17 protein-coding genes and 1 pseudogene are annotated in these 17,208 nt (G+C 67.7%); 8 read left to right on the top strand and 10 right to left on the bottom strand.

The genetic code is table 11. From position 1 onward, the window contains the following. Nucleotides 1–46 precede the first annotated feature (46 nt). Nucleotides 47–748 (top strand): fumarylacetoacetate hydrolase family protein, encoded by a 702-nt coding sequence (locus ABD002_RS11800; protein WP_343791296.1) that lies wholly within the window; start codon nt 47–49, stop codon nt 746–748. A 111-nt stretch (nt 749–859) separates the two neighbouring features. After that, the gene (gene mscL / locus ABD002_RS11795) at nt 860–1,255 is read left to right on the top strand and encodes a large-conductance mechanosensitive channel protein MscL (RefSeq protein WP_343791294.1); all 396 of its coding nucleotides are present in this window, start codon (nt 860–862) and stop codon (nt 1,253–1,255) included. A 61-nt stretch (nt 1,256–1,316) separates the two neighbouring features. Here mscL and ABD002_RS11790 read toward each other — a convergent pair whose 3' ends face one another. Beyond that, nucleotides 1,317–2,135 carry a hypothetical protein gene (locus ABD002_RS11790; RefSeq protein ID WP_343791292.1) on the bottom strand — a complete coding sequence of 273 codons (819 nt, stop codon included), beginning with the start codon at nt 2,133–2,135 and terminating at the stop codon, nt 1,317–1,319. Between the two features lie 235 nt (nt 2,136–2,370). Between ABD002_RS11790 and ABD002_RS11785 the strand changes: the two genes are divergently transcribed. Then, entirely contained in the window at nt 2,371–3,804 is a 1,434-nt protein-coding gene (locus ABD002_RS11785) for a M28 family peptidase (protein WP_343791290.1), read from the top strand. Nucleotides 3,805–3,818: 14 nt separating this feature from the next. Here the strand turns inward: ABD002_RS11785 and ABD002_RS11780 are convergent, their stop codons facing one another. The 8 genes and pseudogenes from ABD002_RS11780 to ABD002_RS11755 all read right to left on the bottom strand — a co-directional run bounded on the left by ABD002_RS11780 (nt 3,819) and on the right by ABD002_RS11755 (nt 10,585). Next, nucleotides 3,819–5,021 (bottom strand): mannosyltransferase family protein, encoded by a 1,203-nt coding sequence (locus tag ABD002_RS11780; RefSeq protein WP_343791288.1) that lies wholly within the window; start codon nt 5,019–5,021, stop codon nt 3,819–3,821. Between the two features lie 66 nt (nt 5,022–5,087). Continuing rightward, a complete protein-coding gene (locus ABD002_RS11775) occupies nt 5,088–5,978 on the bottom strand; it encodes a TrmH family RNA methyltransferase (RefSeq protein WP_379989062.1) in 891 nt (296 codons plus the stop codon). Between the two features lie 156 nt (nt 5,979–6,134). Further along, nucleotides 6,135–6,278: pseudogene (locus ABD002_RS19700) on the bottom strand (DUF559 domain-containing protein); the annotation flags it as partial. Continuing rightward, nucleotides 6,223–6,399, bottom strand: a complete 177-nt coding sequence (locus tag ABD002_RS19695) for a DUF559 domain-containing protein (RefSeq protein ID WP_379989002.1) — start codon at nt 6,397–6,399, stop codon at nt 6,223–6,225. The pseudogene ABD002_RS19700 and the gene ABD002_RS19695, both read right to left, overlap by 56 nt. A 39-nt stretch (nt 6,400–6,438) precedes the next feature. Beyond that, the gene (locus ABD002_RS11770; RefSeq protein ID WP_343791284.1) at nt 6,439–6,993 is read right to left on the bottom strand and encodes a GNAT family N-acetyltransferase; all 555 of its coding nucleotides are present in this window, start codon (nt 6,991–6,993) and stop codon (nt 6,439–6,441) included. A 55-nt stretch (nt 6,994–7,048) separates the two neighbouring features. Continuing rightward, nucleotides 7,049–8,578 (bottom strand): DHA2 family efflux MFS transporter permease subunit, encoded by a 1,530-nt coding sequence (locus tag ABD002_RS11765; protein ID WP_343791282.1) that lies wholly within the window; start codon nt 8,576–8,578, stop codon nt 7,049–7,051. Between the two features lie 424 nt (nt 8,579–9,002). Beyond that, nucleotides 9,003–10,121, bottom strand: coding sequence for an HlyD family secretion protein (locus tag ABD002_RS11760; protein WP_343791280.1), 1,119 nt, complete (start codon nt 10,119–10,121; stop codon nt 9,003–9,005). Continuing rightward, nucleotides 10,118–10,585, bottom strand: coding sequence for a MarR family winged helix-turn-helix transcriptional regulator (locus ABD002_RS11755; RefSeq protein WP_343791278.1), 468 nt, complete (start codon nt 10,583–10,585; stop codon nt 10,118–10,120). Before ABD002_RS11755 ends, ABD002_RS11760 begins: the two co-directional genes overlap by 4 nt. Nucleotides 10,586–10,701: 116 nt before the next feature. On the opposite strand from ABD002_RS11755, the gene ABD002_RS11750 reads away from it, so the two are divergent. Then, nucleotides 10,702–11,223: an O-acetyl-ADP-ribose deacetylase gene (locus tag ABD002_RS11750; protein ID WP_343791276.1), complete on the top strand. Its 522-nt coding sequence runs from the start codon at nt 10,702–10,704 to the stop codon at nt 11,221–11,223. 33 nt (nt 11,224–11,256) lie between these two features. Here ABD002_RS11750 and ABD002_RS11745 read toward each other — a convergent pair whose 3' ends face one another. Then, nucleotides 11,257–11,970, bottom strand: coding sequence for a sulfite exporter TauE/SafE family protein (locus ABD002_RS11745; RefSeq protein WP_343791274.1), 714 nt, complete (start codon nt 11,968–11,970; stop codon nt 11,257–11,259). A 208-nt stretch (nt 11,971–12,178) separates the two neighbouring features. On the opposite strand from ABD002_RS11745, the gene ABD002_RS11740 reads away from it, so the two are divergent. The 4 genes from ABD002_RS11740 to ABD002_RS11725 all read left to right on the top strand — a co-directional run bounded on the left by ABD002_RS11740 (nt 12,179) and on the right by ABD002_RS11725 (nt 17,173). After that, complete coding sequence (locus ABD002_RS11740) at nt 12,179–14,038, top strand: assimilatory sulfite reductase (NADPH) flavoprotein subunit (protein ID WP_379989006.1); 1,860 nt, start codon at nt 12,179–12,181, stop codon at nt 14,036–14,038. A 4-nt stretch (nt 14,039–14,042) separates the two neighbouring features. Beyond that, nucleotides 14,043–15,818 (top strand): NADPH-dependent assimilatory sulfite reductase hemoprotein subunit, encoded by a 1,776-nt coding sequence (locus ABD002_RS11735; protein WP_343791270.1) that lies wholly within the window; start codon nt 14,043–14,045, stop codon nt 15,816–15,818. After that, nucleotides 15,815–16,537: a phosphoadenylyl-sulfate reductase gene (locus ABD002_RS11730; protein ID WP_343791268.1), complete on the top strand. Its 723-nt coding sequence runs from the start codon at nt 15,815–15,817 to the stop codon at nt 16,535–16,537. Before ABD002_RS11735 ends, ABD002_RS11730 begins: the two co-directional genes overlap by 4 nt. 117 nt (nt 16,538–16,654) lie before the next feature. Continuing rightward, nucleotides 16,655–17,173, top strand: a complete 519-nt coding sequence (locus ABD002_RS11725; protein ID WP_343791266.1) for a hypothetical protein — start codon at nt 16,655–16,657, stop codon at nt 17,171–17,173. Nucleotides 17,174–17,208: the final 35 nt, after the last annotated feature.

The following is a 17,208-nucleotide window of genomic DNA, read 5'->3' as shown; positions in this document are numbered from 1 at the left end:
AACGCGCGCTGCTATCCTGCGGTTCTCGCGTCCGTGAGTCCCGCCTATGTCCGACGTCGTCATCCCGCCGCCCACGCCGAGCGTTCCGGTCATCGGCACCGACGCGCGTTTTCCAGTCCATCGCATCTACTGCATCGGTCGCAACTATGCCGAGCATGCGAAGGAGATGGGCGCGACGGTCGATCGCGCACAGCCGATGTTCTTCATGAAACCGGCCGACGCGGTGGTCACCGACGGCGCCGACATTCCCTATCCGCCGGCAACTCGCGATCTTCACCACGAAGTCGAGATGATCGTCGCGCTCGCACGGGGCGGACGGGATATCCCGGTCGCGGACGCGCTCGATTGCGTGTACGGCTACGGCGTCGGCCTCGACCTCACGCGCCGCGACCTTCAGGCCATCGCCAAGGCCAAGGGCCATCCGTGGGATGTAGCGAAAGGCTTCGACGGTTCGGCACCGGTTTCGGCGCTGCGCCGCGTCGCCGAAACGGGTCACCCCCAACATGCGAGGCTCGCGCTCGACGTGAACGGCGAGCGCCGCCAGCAGACCGACATCGCCGACATGGTATTCGGCGTAGCCGAGATCATTCACGAACTCTCGAAGCTGTGGACGCTCGCGCCCGGCGACTTGATCTTCACCGGCACCCCGGCCGGCGTCGCCGCGCTGCAACGGGGTGACCGCGTGCACGCCGAACTCGAGGGCATCGGAACGCTCGAAGTGCGAGTCGCCGGGTACGAAACCAGGTAAGTTTCTGTGTCAGGGAAAGCGCGCGGCTCTATGCGCGCAGGGCGTTCCGGTACAGTAGTGCGCCGCCTCTTGACACTGCGGCATCTCAACGGCGTCTTGCGGGAGACAAGCATGAGCATGTTATCGGAGTTCAAGGCATTCGCGATGCGCGGCAACGTGATGGACCTCGCGGTCGGCGTGGTCATCGGTGCGGCATTCGGCAAGATCGTGACCTCGCTGGTCGACCAGATCATCATGCCGCCCATTGGCCTGCTGATCGGCGGCGTCGATTTCACGGCCTACAAATGGGTGCTCAAGGCGGCCGGCGCGGACGGCAAGGGCGAAGTCGCGATCCAGTTCGGCTCGTTCTTCAACACCATCATTCAGTTCGCCATCGTGGCGCTCGCGATCTTCCTGGTGGTCAAGCTGATGAACCGCATGGTCAAGAAGGAAGAGGCTGCGCCTGCACCGCCGGCGGCGGACGTCGTGCTGCTGACCGAGATCCGTGATCTGCTGAAGGCGAAGTAGGCGCATCCGCCGAGGGCCACCAACGCCGGCGCTTCGCAGCGCCGGCGTTTTTCGTTGCAGCTCAGTCGCCGATGATGCGCAGACCGAAGGTCATTGCGGCCTGATCCACATACTGTGCGCTGCCATTGATGTTGAGTCGCACCGTGGTCGGCCGCTTGAAGAACTCCTTGGCCTGTGCGGCTGTGAGGCCGTAGGTCTCGACCAAGGCCTGCCGGCTCAGCAGCCCCGCCATGCAGACCGAGGAATCGCGCTTGCGCTCGATGACGCTCATGCCTGCCGGCAGGGGCAGTTCGAAGAGCTGCGACGAAGTCATGCTGGTTTCCAGCTTGCCGCTGAACGGCATTCCGGTCGTCGGATCGATCAGGCCTGGCGTGGCGAGCAGCGGGTTCTCCACCGTCAACGTGGGGTTGTAGCGCAGGCGCGCGACGACCGGCGCGGCGGTCGGATTGTTGAAGGCGTAGCTCAGCACCGGCGAGAACCAGTAGCAGAGCAGCGAATTGGACGCCTTCTCCGGCAACGCGATATGCGCGACGTCGGTAAAGCTGAAGCTCGTCGTCGCCGGCGCCGGCGCAAGCGTCTGGCACGGTATGGACGGATCGGTGCCGGTGCAATCGCCGGCCACGGCGACGTTGGCCAATGCGAGTCCGAGCCAGTGCAGGTTGCGCCCGAACGAGTTCACGTCGCCCACATCGGCAACGGTGGGCGATGCGCCGTCCAGGACAGCCCTCGGCTGCGCATTCCAGGGCTGTGCGGCAACCGACGGCAGATCCGCCGAGGGTGCCGACCCGTTGTCGGCATCGATGCGCGATGCCGCGATCGAGAGCGGCGCGGCCGCCGCGACGCACGTTGCGAGACACATGTTACGTACGAAGCGATTCATGAGCTTTCCCTATCAGTTGAGACGCGCGTGCGGAAAACGCATCGCGCCGAAACGACTACGGACCCGGATCCTCTGCTGGCGGATACCGACTCCGCTCCCATGTCGCGACGACTGTCGGACGCGGCTATCTATACAACGCAAAATCGCGGCCTGACGTGACGTCCATGACGATCGGCACCGGACTTGGCGCACGTTTTTGCGGCATCGTAGGCATCCGACTGCCTGGAGGTTCCGCGTGAAGCCGTTTCTTACCCTTTTGCCCGCCCTGCTCGCCACTGCCGTGACATCCGCGATCGGTGGCACTCCGACGCGGATTCCCGACGCCGCACTCACGACCGCGGCGCAATTGCGCGAACAGGCGCTGCACGACAACACGGCCTGGAACTTCACTGAAGGCCTGACCACCGAAGTCGGCGCCCGCCTCGCCGGCAGCGCGAACGACGCGAAGGCGCGCGAATGGGTCATCGCGAAATTCAAGGCACTCGGCTTCGAAAAGGTCTGGACCGAGCCGGTCACCTATCCGAAATGGGTGCGCCGCAGTGAGCATGCCGAGATCGTGGCGCCATTCGCGCAGCCGCTGGCCGTGCTCGCGCTCGGCCACTCGCCGGGCACGCCGGCCGGCGGGATCAGCAGCGACGTCGTCGGCTTCGATTCGTTCGATGCATTGAAGGCCGCGGACTCCGCAATGGTTCGCGGCAAGATCGTGTACGTCGGAGCGCGCATGCATGCGCATCGCGACGGCCATGACTACGGCATTGGCTCGACCGTGCGCACGCAGGGCCCCTCGCTCGCATCAAGCAAAGGCGCGAGCGCGTTCCTGCTGCGCTCTGCCGGCACCGACAGCAGCCGCCTGCCGCATACCGGCGTGACCCGCTACGAAGACGGCGTCGCGCCGATCCCGGCGGCCGCTCTCGCCAGCACCGACGCGGACCAGCTCGAACGCGTGCTCAAGCGCGGCCAGCCGGTGACGATCAAGCTTGCGCTCGATTGCGGCATCGAGGGCGAGTACACGGGCGCGAACGTGATTGCGGAATTACGCGGCAGCAAGAAGCCGAACGAGTACTTCGTGATGGGCGGTCACCTCGATTCCTGGGATCCGGGCACCGGCGCGATCGACGACGCCAGCGGCGTCGGCATCGCGGTTGGCGCGGCGCATGTGATCGCCGCGTTGCCGCAGCGCCCGGCGCGCAGCATCCGCGTCGTCGCGTTCGCGAACGAGGAAGCGGGCCTCTATGGCGGCAAGGAGTTCGCGGCGAGCCACGCGAAGGACATCAAGTCCGCGGTGCTCGGCAGTGAATCGGATGCCGGCGCCGATCGCATCTGGAAGATCACGGCCAGCGTCAAACCCGAAGCGCGCGGCGCGGTCGCGCAGATCGCGGAAGTGCTGAAGCCGCTCGGTGTCGAATACGACGCGAGCGCGCCGGGGAACGGGGGCTCGGACCTGTCGGCGCTGCATGCGGTCGGCATGGCCGGGCTGTCGCTGCACCAGGACGCGACGCGTTATTTCGACTGGCACCACACCGCGAACGACACGCTCGACAAGATCGATCCCGAGCAGCTGCGTCAGAATGTCGCCGTCTACGCGGTGGCCGCGTACCTCGCCGCGCAGGCGGAGGGCGATTTCGGCTCGGCGCCCGGCGCGTTCGCGAACGACGGTCGCGGCGACTAGATCAGCTCACTCCGTCAGGCTCCGGCGAAGGTCATGCCGAGCGCGAATGCCGCGGACATCAGCGCCAGCAGCGCGGTCGAGAGCGCGAACCAACCGCGCTCGACCGCGCGGTCCGCGGTGAGATCGGCGATCACCAGCGCCAGCGGGAACAAGCCGAGCGCGTAGCGTGCCATCGACATCAGCGTGCCGCTCGCGAGCGGCGCCGCGAGGCCGAGCAGCAGGAACACCGCCAGAGCCGGCTCGCGCCGCCGCCACAACGCGACGACCGCTGCGGCTCCCCCGAGCGTTACCGCGAGATTGAGCCAGCGGAAGTTCCAATCCTCGATCGCGAGCCGCGGCTGCTGCGCGATCGCGAGGATCGGTTCCAGCGGAAACGTCGGGTGACGCCCCCACGCGGCCTGGATGCCGCTGAACGCGAGCGCGTTGCCGGTCGCCACGTGCAGCTCCAGCATGAATGCGATAAGCCCGAGCGGGATCAGTGCGAGCGCGAGCCACGGCCGCGCTGACAGCCCATGCCGGCGCGGCCACACCCACAGCGCCAGCGCCGGCAGCAGGAACAGGCCGGCAAGGCGCGTCGCGGTCGCCAGCATGCCGAGCAGCGCCATCCAGCCCCAGCGCTCGCGCACCGCGGCGAGGAACGCGCCCGCGCTGAGCAGCAGGAACAGCGACTCGCTCCACGGCAGCGCACAGAAGTAGCTGACCGGGAACAACGCCAGTGCGAACACCACGCGCTGCGAGCCGGCGGCATCACGCCCGAGCGCGAGCGCGAGCCGGTGCAGCACGACCAGCGCGGCGAGAAACGCGAGATTCGCCAGCCACAGACCGGCCGCGGGCAGGTCGCCCACCAGCGCCGCGGTTGCGCGCCAGAGCAGCGGGTGCAACGGGAAGAACGCCCAGTTCGCGAGTCGCGTGGCATCGAACGGGCGCGTCTCGTAGCCGTGCTCGGCGATGGTCAGGTACCAGCCGCCATCGTTGTACAGCGCGAGGTTGCGCAACGTCTGCGCCAGCGCGCCCGGCGCGATCTCGGCGGCCGGCATCGCCTGCTGCTCGCGCCCGGGTGGATGATCCAGATGCAGCTGCGCGCTGAGCACCCAGACCGCGAGGATCAAGCCGCGCGAGAACGCGTAGGCGATCAGCGCGACCCGCAGCGAACGCAACCAGTCCATGACCGGCAGGTCTCGCACGGCAGGCAGCGGCGCGGTGATGACGCTGGACATCGCACGCGGCTCCGATCGAAACCGCGCAGCGTGCCCCAGGCTTCTTACCGCTCGATGACGGCGACCTCAGCGAATGTGTGATGCCTGCGACTGGCGCCAGCACTCGCCAAGAAGCACGGCCACGCTGGCGGCGACATTGAGGCTCTCGATCGCGCCGCTGCCGGGAATGGTCAGGCGCAGGTCCGCCGCCTCGATCAACGCCGCGCTCATGCCCTCGCCTTCGGCACCGAACACCAGCACGAGGCGCTGCGGCAGCGGCGTCGCATACAGCGAAACCCCGTCACGCGGCACCGTCGCGGCAAGCGCGTATCCGCGCGAGTGCAGCGCAGTAAGTGCGTCCGATGCAGACGCCGCCTGCACGAGCGGCACCACTTCCGCGGCGCCCTCGGCGACCCGCGCGGCAGCGCCCGACACGTCGAGACCCGCATCAGCCGGCACGATCACGCCATCGACGCCGAAATGCGCGGCACTGCGCAGCAGTGCGCCGAGGTTGTGCGGATTGCCGACACCATCGAGCCAGAGCAGCAGCGATGGCGCGGGCTTCGGCGGCAGCGTGGCCAGCCAGCGTGCGAGATCGACAGGCGGTGCGCGCAGCAGATCGAAACACACGCCCTCGTGATGCCGCGATGCGGTCAGCTTGTCGAGATCGGCTTCCTCGACGATGCGATAGCCGAGACGATGCTTCACGCACCAGGCAAGCACGGGTTTCAGTGCCGGAATGCGTGCCTCGGTCAAATACACCTTGCGCAGCGCTTCGGGTCGCTTCGCGAATGCGGCGAGGCAGGCGTTGAGGCCGTACAACCGTACTTCGCGAGGCGGCGCCTGCGGCGCCTTCCCTCCCTCCCGGCCTTCCCCCGCAAGGGGGGGAGGAGACCGGCGATCGCGCCTCGATTCTTCCACCTCGCTGCGCGGACGCTCACGTCGCGCCCCTTGCTCATCGCCGCGCGTGCGCTTCAGCCCTTCCCGCTCGGTGCGTGAAGGCGCAGGCGCGGTGCGTTCAAGCCCTTCCCCCTTGACGGGGGAAGGGTTGGGATGGGGGTGACGCGCCCCGCGCGTACGCGCCCACGGTGATTCCCGATCCTTGTCGTGTCCCATGTCCTGCAATGCCTCGCTGATTCGCTGATACACGCCTTCGATATTCGACGTGACGTCATTGTTCCAGAAACGCAGCAGCCGGAAGCCCTGCTCCGACAACCAGCGATCACGACGCGCATCGCGCTCGCCACCGTGCTGACCACCGTCGATCTCGACGATCAACTGCCTCCATATTCTCGAAGTCCGCGATGCAGGGACCGAGCAGAACCTGACAGCGGAACTTGAATCCGTCGACCTGACGCTCGCGCAGGAGTTTCCACGCGCGACGTTCAGCTTCTGTCATCGCGCCGCAACTCGCGCGCACGCCGGACTTCACAATCGCTCACGACGATAGGTCTGTCCGCGTGCGCGCATACACGACGAGATCGAGCAGCTCGCCGCGCTTGACCACCGCGGATTTCTGCACGCCTTCGCGCTCGAAACCGGCCTTCTCGAGCACGCGTGCGGATGCCGGGTTGTTCGCGTAGACGGTCGCGTAGAGCCGGTGCAGGCGGAACGCGGTCATCGCTGTTTCGGAAAAGATGCCGAGGATCGCGGTCATGATGCCGCGACCCCAATAGCGACGGCCGAGCCAGTAGCCGAGTTCGGCCGAATACCGATGCACGTCACTGCCCGGATGCAGGCTGACGCCGCCGACCGCCGCGCCGTCGATCTCGATCGCCCAGGCGCGATCCGATTCGTCGACCGCGCGCGCGAGCCAGGCGCGTCCGTCGTCGCCGGTGTAGGGGTACGGAAAACGATCACGCAGGCCGCGCGAGACGTCCGCATGGCTCGCGTTCGCGACCAGGCTGTCGAGGTCATCGGGCCGCCACGCGCGCAGCAACGCAACGCCGCAGTCGAACCGCGGCAAGGGCAGCGCTGAAGGTTCGAGGGACATGCACGCATGCTACACGAGGCGCATGCGCCCCTACGCGCGCTGCGCCATTCGCGCTTCAGTGATCGGCGACGATCGCCGGTGCGCTGATACGTTTCACCGGCTTGATCAGCAGCAGCAACGGGATCGCCGCGGCGGTCAGCACCATCATCAGCCAGAAGTCGTTGAGGAACGCGATGCCGGACGCCTGGCGCGTGACTTCACCGTTGAGCGCGGCAAGCCCACCCGCCGAGTTGCCGAACACGACCGGCAGCTGCGCCATGTTGTTGCCGAACGGGGTCAGCCGCGAGGCGATCTCGGCGTGGTTGATCTGCGTGTTGCGCGAGAGCAGCGTCATCACGATCGAGATGCCGACGCTGGAGCCGATGTTGCGCATCAGGCTGAAGATGCCTGCGGCTTCGGTGCGCGCGGTCATCGGCAGGGTCGAGTACGCGACGGTCGAGATCGGCACGAACACCAGACCGAGTCCGAGGCCCTGCACGACGCCGGTGGTGACGATCACGTGCTGTGGCACGTCGAGGCTGAAATGCATCATCTGCCACAGCGAATACGCGGTCAGCAGCATGCCGATGCAGGCGAGCAAGCGGGCATCCACGCCTCGTGCCATCAGCCGGCCGACCAGCATCATCGCGATCAGCGTGCCGATGCCGCGCGGCGCCAGCAGCAGGCCGGTGGTGACGACCGGATAGTTCATCAGGTTCTGCAGAAACGGAGGCAGCAGCGCCATCGTCGCGAACAGAACGACGCCGAGCACGAAGATGAAGAGGTTGCTGGCCAGGAAGTTGCGATCCGCGAACAGGCCCAGATTCAGGAACGGCTTCGCGCTGAAGCGCCAATGCACGAAATACAGGTAGAAACCGAGGAACGCGAGCGCGGCCTCGACCTGGATCTCGACCGACCCGAACCAGTCCTGCTGCTCGCTGCGATCGAGGAACAGCTGCAGCGCGCCGATGCCGATCGCAAGGAACGCAAAGCCGCGCCAGTCGAAGCGCGTCTGCTGCGTCTCGTCGGTCGGCAGGCTGGCGGCGACGCCGAACAGCGCGAGCGCGCCGATCGGCACGTTGATCAGGAATACCCAGTGCCAGCTGTAGACGTCGGTCAGCCAGCCACCAAGCGGCGGTCCGAGGATCGGGCCGACCATCACGCCCATGCCCCACATGGCCATCGCCGCGCCGTGCTTCTCGCGCGGGTAGACATCGAGCAGGGTCGATTGCGAGAGCGGCACCAGCGAGGCGCCGAACAAGCCCTGCAGCAGACGGAACGCAACCATCCCGCCGATGCTGCTGGCGAGGCCGCACAACACCGAGGCGATCGTGAAGCCGGCGATCGCGATCAGCAGCAGGCGGCGCCGGCCCATGATCGAGGCGAGCCAACCGGTCGCCGGCGTCGCGATCGCGGCGGCGACGATGTATGAGGTCAGCACCCAGGAGATCTGGTCCTGGGTCGCCGACAAGGTGCCCTGCATATTCGGCAGCGCGACGTTCGCGATCGTGGTGTCGAGCGCCTGCATCAGCGTCGCGAGCATCACCGACACGACCAGCAGGCCGCGGTTGGCGACTTCGCGATGGGTGGGTGCGGCGGCGCTCATGAACTGGCCCCCTCTCCTCCAACAGTTTCATCGTTGGGGGAGAGGGTTGGGGTGAGGGGGCGGGGCAACATCGCGGACACGACGCTGGCCACTCGCACCGGACGCGCCGGCGGAGGCAGCATCGCGTGAAACCCGGCACCGTTTCGCTGCGTGGCGCCTCGCCCCCTCACCCAACCCTCTCCCCCGAGCAAGCTCAGGGGAGAGGGCTTGTTCTCTGGTTCGCTTCCTCGATCGCCAGGCGCACCTGAATTGGCCCCCTCTCCCCCGACGGTTTCATCGTTGGGGGAGAGGGCTGGGGTGAGGGGGCGGGGCGACATCGGGGACACGACGCTGGTCACTCGCATCTGCTGCGTGGCGCCTCGCTCCCTCACCCAACCCTCTCTCCCGAGCAAGCTCGGGGGAGAGGGCTTGTTCTGCGCGCACATCATGGATTCTGCGCCACCCGCGCGACCGGCTCCGCGCCACCCTGCCAGCGCCCGAGGATCGAGTTCTGCCGGCCGGTGTCGATGTCCACGTTCGTGCTCATGCCGGAGCGCAGGATCATGCCGTCGTGGTTCGGCTCCTCGATCACGAGGCGCACCGGGATGCGCTGCACGATCTTGACCCAGTTGCCGGTCGCGTTCTGCGCCGGCAGCACCGAGAACTCGGCGCCCGAGGCCGGACTGATCGAGGCGACGCGCGCCTGCCATTTCTTGCCCGGGAACGTGTCGACCTCGATCGTGGCGGGCTGGCCGACGCGCACATGGGTGAGATCGGTCTCCTTGAAGTTCGCGTCGACCCACAGCGTGTCCGCGACCAGCGGCATCGCGGCCTGACCGGTGCCGAGGAAATCACCCGGCTGCAGCGTGGTCTTGCCGATCGTGCCGTCCATCGGCGCGCGCACGACTGCGTGGCCGAGGTCGAGCTTCGCCTGCGCGAGCTGCGCGAGCGCGAGCTTGTAGCCGGCAAGCTGTTCGTCCGGCGTTTCCGGCAGGCCACCCAGCATGTTCTGCGCCTTCGAGACCGCCGCGTTATTCGAGTCCTGCTTCGCGCGCGCGGCGGCGAGATCGTTCGCCGCGGTGTCCAGCGCCTGCTGCGCGACCAGGCCGCGGCCGCGCAATTCCTTCATGCGTTCGAACTGCTGCTGTTTGTAGACGAGATCGGCTGCCGCCGAACGCTGATCCGCCTGTGCGGAGCGGTAGCCGCTGCGCGCCGCGTCGAGCAGACTCTTCACCGACTCGACCTGCGCCTGCATGCGCGCGACCGCGATCTCGAGCGGTTCGGCATCGATCCGGAACAGCACGTCGCCCTTCTTCACCGCCTGGTTCTCGCGCACGTCAACTTCGACGACACGGCCGCCGATCTGCGGCGCGATCGTCACGTGATCGGCCTGCACATAGGCGTTATCGGTCGACGCATAGCGTCCCGAGGTGACGTACAGCCATCCGCCGATGCCGAGCACCAGCGCCGGTCCCGCGATCCACATCAAGGTGCGCGTCCAGCGCCGCTTCGGTTGCGGCTGGTCCGCGACGGTATCCTGCAATTGCGGCTGCTTGTCGGTCATGGCGTGCCCTTTTCTTCATTCGTCGCGCCATCGAGCGCGACCAGGTTGTCCTTGAGCTGCGCCAGCACGCGCAGCAATGTCTCGAAATCCTCGCGCCTGACGCCACGCAGCGCGTCGTCGCGCAGGCCACTCGCGATCACTTCCATCTCGGCGACGATCGCGTGCGCCTTAGGCGTCAGGTGCAGGCGCCAGCGACGGCGGTCACCCGGATCGGCACGGCGTTCGACGTAGCCGGTCTTCTCGAGCCGGTCGATCACGCGGCCGACCGGAATCGGCTCCATGTCGAGGTAGTCGGCGAGCTCCGTCTGCGACAGGCCCTCGTTGCGGCGGATCGTCTTCAGTGCGCGCCATTGCGCGCGCGTCAACGCGAACTTGGTCGCGCGCCGGTCGAAGTGCTTGCGCAGCTGCCGGGTCACGTCCTGCATGAGGTACGCGAACGTGCTGTCGATTGCCTTGATCATCATGGACGCGAATATTATGTCCTAGTCAGTATATTTTCAATACCCGCTGGTACATTTTTACGTCACGGCCCGGAAACCGCGTCAGAATGCGGCAGACGTGCCGTGCGAGGAGGTCCACCGTGATCGAAATCGTCGAAGCCGACATCACGACGTTGGATGTCGACGCCATCGTCAACGCGGCCAACGAGACGCTTCTGGGGGGCGGCGGCGTCGACGGTGCGATCCATCGCGCAGCCGGCCCGGAACTGCTCGCCGCCTGCCGGGCGCTGCCGGAACTGCGCCGCGGCGTGCGCTGCCCGACCGGCGAAGCGCGCATCACACCGGGATTTCGGCTGCCGGCGCGGTTCGTGATCCATACGGTCGGCCCGGTATGGCGCGGCGGCGACCATCGCGAAGCCGAGCTGCTCGCGTCCTGTTATCGGACATCGCTGCGGCTCGCGAACGAACGGTCCGTAGCCAGCATCGCGTTCCCGGCGATCAGCTGCGGCGTGTATGGCTACCCGATCGAAGCCGCGGTCGCGATCGCCGTGCGCGAGGCACACGTGTGGTTGACGGATCAGGCCGCGCCACAGCGTCTGGTGTTCTGCTGCTTCGGCGCAACGTTCGCGATGGCCTACCGGACAGCGCTCAAGTCATCGTGAAGTAACGGCCTTCTCGGCGCTTCGTCCGGCCGATCAGCCAACGACGCTCAGCACGTTGCGCAGGCCGAGCCCGAAAACCGTGCAGCCGGCGAGCACGGTCGCGACACGCGCCGGCAGGCGGCGCGCGAACAACGCGCCGATCGGCGCGGCGACCACGCCGCCGACGATGAGACCCAGCACCGCATCGCCGTGCGCGCCGCCGACACCGGCGAGAAAGATCAGGCTCGCCGCAATGCTGACGACGAACTTGGCCGCATGCACGCTGCCGATGACCCGTCGCGGCGGCGCGCCGCGCGCGACCAGTGCGGTCACGGTCAGCGCGCTCCAGCCGCCACCGCCGATCGCATCGACGAAGCCGGCGATGAAGCCGAGCGGACCACTGACGCGCGGCACCTCGGTCCCGTCGTCCGAGCTGCCGCCGCGCCAGGCGCGCAACAGCAGGAAAGCACCGATCGCGAGCAGGTAAGGCGTCAGCGCGATCCGCATCCACGTTGGCGGCACGCGACTGACCACCTGCGCGCCGAGCACGGCACCGACCACGCCCGGCACCACCAGCGCGAGGAACAGCGGGCGCCGCACGTTGCCGGCCAGCCAGTGGCTGAAGCCGGAGGCGCCACAGGTGAACACCTCGGCGTTGTGCACACTCGCGCTGGCCAGCGCGGGCGGCACCCCGAGACCGAGCAGCAGCGCCGCCGAGGTGACGCCGTAGGCCATCCCAAGCGCGCCGTCGACCAGTTGGGCCAGCACGCCGACGACGATGCAGGTGACGAAATCGGGGGGTGATCACGGCGCGCACAGGAACGGACGAGGCCGGCAGTCTCGACCGGCCTACCCAGACGCGGAAATAGGCGCGCGGCATAAGCACATGCGCAGCCTTCCTTTCCGTACGCGAACACGACTTCGCAGAATCGGCGCTCCAGACGTCCAGATGTCCACGCTCCGGGAATCAAACGCCGTGTCCGCCGAACCGATCCGCCTGCCATTCTCGACGCTGCCCGAAGACAAGGCCGCGTTGCTGGCACGCCTCGTCGAAGGCCTGGAACCGGCCGCGCTGTATTGGCTGTCGGGCTACACCGCCGCATTGGCCGCGCCCTCCGGCTCTGCCCTGCGGCCTGTGGCGATCCCGGCCGCGCCGCTCGCCACGGCGATATCGCGCCTCAGCATCATCTACGGCTCGCAAACCGGCAACGCGCGGCGCATCGCCGAAAGGCTGGCCGCGGAAGCCGAGGCTGGCGGCCTCGCCGTGCGCCTGGTGCGCGCCGGCGCCTACCCGTTGCGCGAACTCGCGCACGAGCGTCTGCTGCTCGTCGTCATCAGCACCCAGGGCGACGGCGATCCGCCCGACGATGCGCGCGGCTTCATCGAATTCATCGCCGGCAAGCGCGCGCCTCGGCTGAGCGAACTGCGCTATGGCGTGCTTGCGCTGGGCGATTCCAGCTATCCGCGCTATTGCGCCGTCGGCCGCGCGCTCGATGCGCGTCTCGAGGAACTCGGCGCGCAGCGCGTACTGGCCCATACCGATGCCGACGTGGATATCGACAGCGTGGCCGGCCCCTGGCACGCGCGGGCACTGGCCGCCGCGCGCGAGGCGCTGAAAGCGCCGCACGCGTCGGCGACGGTGACGCCGCTGCGTCCGCACGCGAGCGTGGCCGCGCATTCGCGCGAACGCCCATTCGCGGCTGCAGTACTGGCCAACCAGCGCATCGTCGCGCGCGCGAGCGAACGGGACGTGCGTCATGTCGAACTGTCGCTGGAGGGCTCCGGTCTCGCTTACGAGCCGGGCGACTCACTTGGCGTGTGGCCGGAGAATCCACCCGCACTGGTCGACGCGCTGCTCGGCGCGCTCTCGCTCGATGGCGAGGCGGCGGTGCATCACGACGGCCGCGCGCTGCCGCTGCGCCAATGGCTGACGCGCGAGCGCGAGATCACGAGGCTGGCGCGGCCATTCGTCGCCGCACACGCGGCACATGCCGGCGATGTCGAGCTGAACCGTCTGCTGGCACCCGATCGTGCCGCCGCACTGGGCGAGCTGTTGCGCAACCGCCAGCCGATCGATCTTCTGCGTGAATATCCGGCCGTCTGGACCGCAACCGAGCTGGTCGCCGCGTTGCGTCCGCTGACGCCGCGGCTGTATTCGATCGCATCGAGCCGCAAGGTGGTCGGCGACGAGGTGCATTTGACGGTCGGTGTCGTCGACTACGAGGCATTCGGAACACGCCATCATGGCGCCGCCTCGCAGTTCCTCGCCGCCGCCGGCGACGACGTGCGCATTCCGGTTTTCATCGAAGCCAACGAGCGCTTCCGCCTGCCGACCGACGCCACGCGTGACGTGATCATGATCGGCCCCGGCACCGGCGTCGCGCCGTTCCGCGGCTTCGTGCAGGAGCGCCGCGAGATCGGCGCCGCGGGCCGCAACTGGCTGATCTTCGGCAACCGCAACTTCCACAACGACTTCCTCTACCAGACCGAATGGCAGGACGCACTGCGCGACGGCTCGCTGCACCGCCTCGACCTCGCGTTCTCACGCGACGACGTCATGCGAATCCCTCGCAAGAGCCCGCACATCCCTGTGCGGACTTCTCAACAAAAAATCTATGTGCAGGATCGCCTGCACGAACACGCCCGCGAGCTGTATGCGTGGCTCGACAACGGCGCGCATCTCTACGTCTGCGGCGATGCGACGCGCATGGCGAAGGACGTGCACGCGGCACTGGTCGACATCGTCGCCACGCACGACGGCCGCGACCGCGACGCCGCCGAAAGCTATCTCTCCGATCTCATCCAGCAGGGCCGCTACGCCCGCGACGTGTACTGAAACCATGAGCCCCCCCCTGTCCCACCTCGAACAGATCAAGGCCGCGAGCCGCCTGCTGCGCGGCACGATCGCCGATGGCCTCGCCGATCCGGTTACCGGTGCGATCAGCGAGGACGACAACAAGCTGCTCAAGTTCCACGGCAGCTACCAGCAGGACGACCGTGACCTGCGTGAGGAACGTCGCCAGCAAAAGCTCGAACCGGCGTATGCGTTCATGATCCGCGCGCGCTTGCCGGGCGGCGTGGTCACGCCGGCGCAATGGCTGGCCTTCGATGCGATCGCACGCGAGCACGCCAACGGCACGCTGCGCATCACAACGCGCCAGACGTTCCAGTGGCACGGCGTGATCAAGCACCGGCTCAAATCCACCATCGCCGCGATCAACGCCTCTCTGGTCGACACGATCGCCGCCTGCGGCGACGTCAACCGCACCGTGGTGAGTTCCGCGAACCCGGTCGAGTCGCGCGCGCACGCGGCCGCATATGCGTGGGCGGTGCGCCTCTCCGAACATCTGCTGCCGAAGACGCGCGCCTATCACGAGATCTGGCTCGATGGCGAGAAGCTGCCCTCATCCGGTCCTGCGGACCAGCTTCTCCCGCAGGCGGGAGAAGGCAAACCGGAGCGGCCTGCGGCCGCACATGCCTCTTTGGGCACCGAGGAAAGCGAGCCGCTGTACGGGCCGACCTACCTGCCGCGCAAATTCAAGATCGGCCTGGCCGTGCCGCCGACCAACGACGTCGACGTGTTCGCGCAGGATCTCGGCCTGATCGCGGTGCTCGAAGCCGGCGAGCTGGTCGGCTTCAATGTCGCGATCGGTGGCGGCATGGGCGCGACGCACGGCGATCCGACCACCTATCCGCGCCTCGGCGACGTGATCGGCTTCGTGCCACCGGAACAATTGCTCAGCGTCGCCGAAAGCGTGCTCACGACGCAGCGTGATTTCGGCAATCGCGTCGAACGCAAGCACGCGCGCCTCAAGTACACGATCGATCGGCTCGGCCTCGACGGGTTCAAGGCCGAGGTCGAACGCCGCCTCGGCTTCACGCTCGAACCGGCGCGCGCCTTCCATTTCGATCACAACGGCGACCGCCACGGCTGGATCGAAGGCGAGGACGGCCGCTGGCACCTGACCCTGCAGATCGAAGCCGGCCGCCTCGCCGATACGTCGGGCCGGCCTTGGCTGAGCGGGCTGCGCGAGATCGCGAAAATCCACAGTGGCGACTTCCGCCTGACCTGCAACCAGAACCTGATCGTCGCCAACGTCGCCGCGGCGGATCGCGCCGCGATCGATGCACTGGTCGAGCGCCACGCGCTCGACGGCTATCGCCGCGGCAGCGCGATCCGTCGCCACGCGATCGCCTGCGTCGCGCTGCCGACCTGCGGCCTCGCGATGGCCGAGGCCGAGCGCTATCTGCCCGAGCTGCTGCCGAAGATCGAGACGCTGCTCGACGAGCATGGGCTCGCCGACGCACCGATCCTGCTGCGTCTGTCCGGCTGCCCGAACGGTTGCTCTCGACCGTACCTCGGCGAGATCGCGCTGGTCGGCCGTGCGCCCGGCCGCTACGACCTGCGCCTCGGCGCGGACTTCCGCGGCCAGCGCCTGAACCGGCCCTATCGCGAGAACGTGACCGAGACGGCGATCCTCGAAGCGCTCGATCCGCTGTTCGCGCGCTATGCCGCCGAACGCGCGACCGACGAGGGCTTCGGCGACTTCCTGCTGCGCGCCGGCGTGTTGCCGGTGGAAACGCCGCGACGCATTCCCGCGGAGGTGATCGCATGAATCCGCCCGATCTGCTCAGTGCGGCCGAGGACGCCCGCGCACTGGCCGAGCTGAATCGCTGGCTGGAGCGACAGCCGGCCGAGGAACGCGTCGCCTGGGCGCTGGACACGACGCCGGGCGAACACGTGCTGTCGTCGAGCTTCGGTGCGCAGGCGGCGGCCTCGTTGCATCTGGTCACGCGGCAGCGCGCCGACATCCCGGTGATCCTGATCGACACCGGCTACCTGTTCGCCGAGACCTATCGTTTCGTCGACACCTTGAGCGAACGCCTCGACCTGAACCTCAAGGTGGTTCGCCCGGCGATCGGCATCGCCTGGATGGAAGCGCGCCATGGCCGCCTGTGGGAACAGGGCCTCGACGGCATCGAGCGCTACAACCGCCTGCGCAAGGTCGAGCCGATGCAGCGCGCGCTCGCCCAGCTCGACGCGCGCAGCTGGTTCGCCGGACTGCGTCGTTCGCAATCGGCCAGCCGCGCAGCCATCGACTTCATCGAGCTGCGCAACGGCCGCTGGAAGCTGCATCCGATCGCCGACTGGACCGACCGCGACGTCGGCCGCTATCTGCAGCGCCACAACCTGCCCTATCACCCGCTATGGGACGACGGTTACGTCTCGATCGGCGACGTGCACACGACGCGCCGCTGGGAGCCCGGCATGGCGGAGGAAGACACGCGTTTCTTCGGGCTGAAACGCGAATGCGGCCTGCATCTCGAGGCCTAGAAAGAAAGCCTCCCGCCAGCTTTGCTCGTCATCCCTGCGGCTTTCAACAGCCGCAGGACTGGTCAAGCCGGGATCCATTTTGATCTACAGCATCAGGAGCAAAAAGTGGAATCACGCTTGACCAGCTTCGCTGTTGAAAGTCGCCGGAACGATGACGCCGACGCCTCCGCGCTCAAGCAGCGCAGCGTCGCCCTCCCCGGCTGGGATCTCGACGCGCGCCAACTTCGCGATCTCGAGCTCCTGCTGAACGGTGCGTTCTCGCCGCTCGCGGGCTACCTCGTGCGCCGCGACTACGAACGCGTCGTCAGCGAAGCGCGCCTCGCCGATGGCACTCCATCGTCGCCGCTCACGCTCGATGTCAGCGAGGCGTTCGCGGCGACGATCGCGATCGGCAGCGAGATCGCGCTGCGCGATAGCCAGGGCGTAACGCGGGCCATGCTCGACGTCGAGGACATCTACTGGACCGATCATCTGCACGAGGCGCGCGCGGTGTTCAGCACGACCGACCGCACGCATCCCGGAGTCGCCGCGCTGCTCGACCATGCGCGCCCGGTCTATCTCGGCGGCCGCGTGCGCGGCATCCGGACGCCGACGCACGACGCGCTCGCCGGACGGCGTGGCGCGCCGCGCGACTGATTTGCTACGCCGCTTGATGTCTCCGCGTCGCGACG

It is taken from the genome of Dokdonella soli (assembly GCF_039523175.1).
GTDB lineage: Bacteria > Pseudomonadota > Gammaproteobacteria > Xanthomonadales > Rhodanobacteraceae > Dokdonella_A > Dokdonella_A soli.
Note: the sequence above shows the minus strand (reverse complement) of the source record. Positions and strands in the feature narration are given on the sequence as shown.

Excerpts from the sequence above, each read along its gene's own strand:
- ABD002_RS11800 (WP_343791296.1), top strand. The coding sequence starts at position 47 with ATGTCCGACGTCGTCATCCCGCCGCCCACGCCGAGCGTTCCGGTCATC.
- mscL (WP_343791294.1), top strand. The coding sequence starts at position 860 with ATGAGCATGTTATCGGAGTTCAAGGCATTCGCGATGCGCGGCAACGTG.
- ABD002_RS11790 (WP_343791292.1), bottom strand. The coding sequence starts at position 2,135 with ATGAATCGCTTCGTACGTAACATGTGTCTCGCAACGTGCGTCGCGGCG.
- ABD002_RS11780 (WP_343791288.1), bottom strand. The coding sequence starts at position 5,021 with ATGTCCAGCGTCATCACCGCGCCGCTGCCTGCCGTGCGAGACCTGCCG.
- ABD002_RS19695 (WP_379989002.1), bottom strand. The coding sequence starts at position 6,399 with ATGACAGAAGCTGAACGTCGCGCGTGGAAACTCCTGCGCGAGCGTCAG.
- ABD002_RS11770 (WP_343791284.1), bottom strand. The coding sequence starts at position 6,993 with ATGTCCCTCGAACCTTCAGCGCTGCCCTTGCCGCGGTTCGACTGCGGC.
- ABD002_RS11765 (WP_343791282.1), bottom strand. The coding sequence starts at position 8,578 with ATGAGCGCCGCCGCACCCACCCATCGCGAAGTCGCCAACCGCGGCCTG.
- ABD002_RS11760 (WP_343791280.1), bottom strand. The coding sequence starts at position 10,121 with ATGACCGACAAGCAGCCGCAATTGCAGGATACCGTCGCGGACCAGCCG.
- ABD002_RS11755 (WP_343791278.1), bottom strand. The coding sequence starts at position 10,585 with ATGATGATCAAGGCAATCGACAGCACGTTCGCGTACCTCATGCAGGAC.
- ABD002_RS11735 (WP_343791270.1), top strand. The coding sequence starts at position 14,043 with ATGAGCCCCCCCCTGTCCCACCTCGAACAGATCAAGGCCGCGAGCCGC.
- ABD002_RS11730 (WP_343791268.1), top strand. The coding sequence starts at position 15,815 with ATGAATCCGCCCGATCTGCTCAGTGCGGCCGAGGACGCCCGCGCACTG.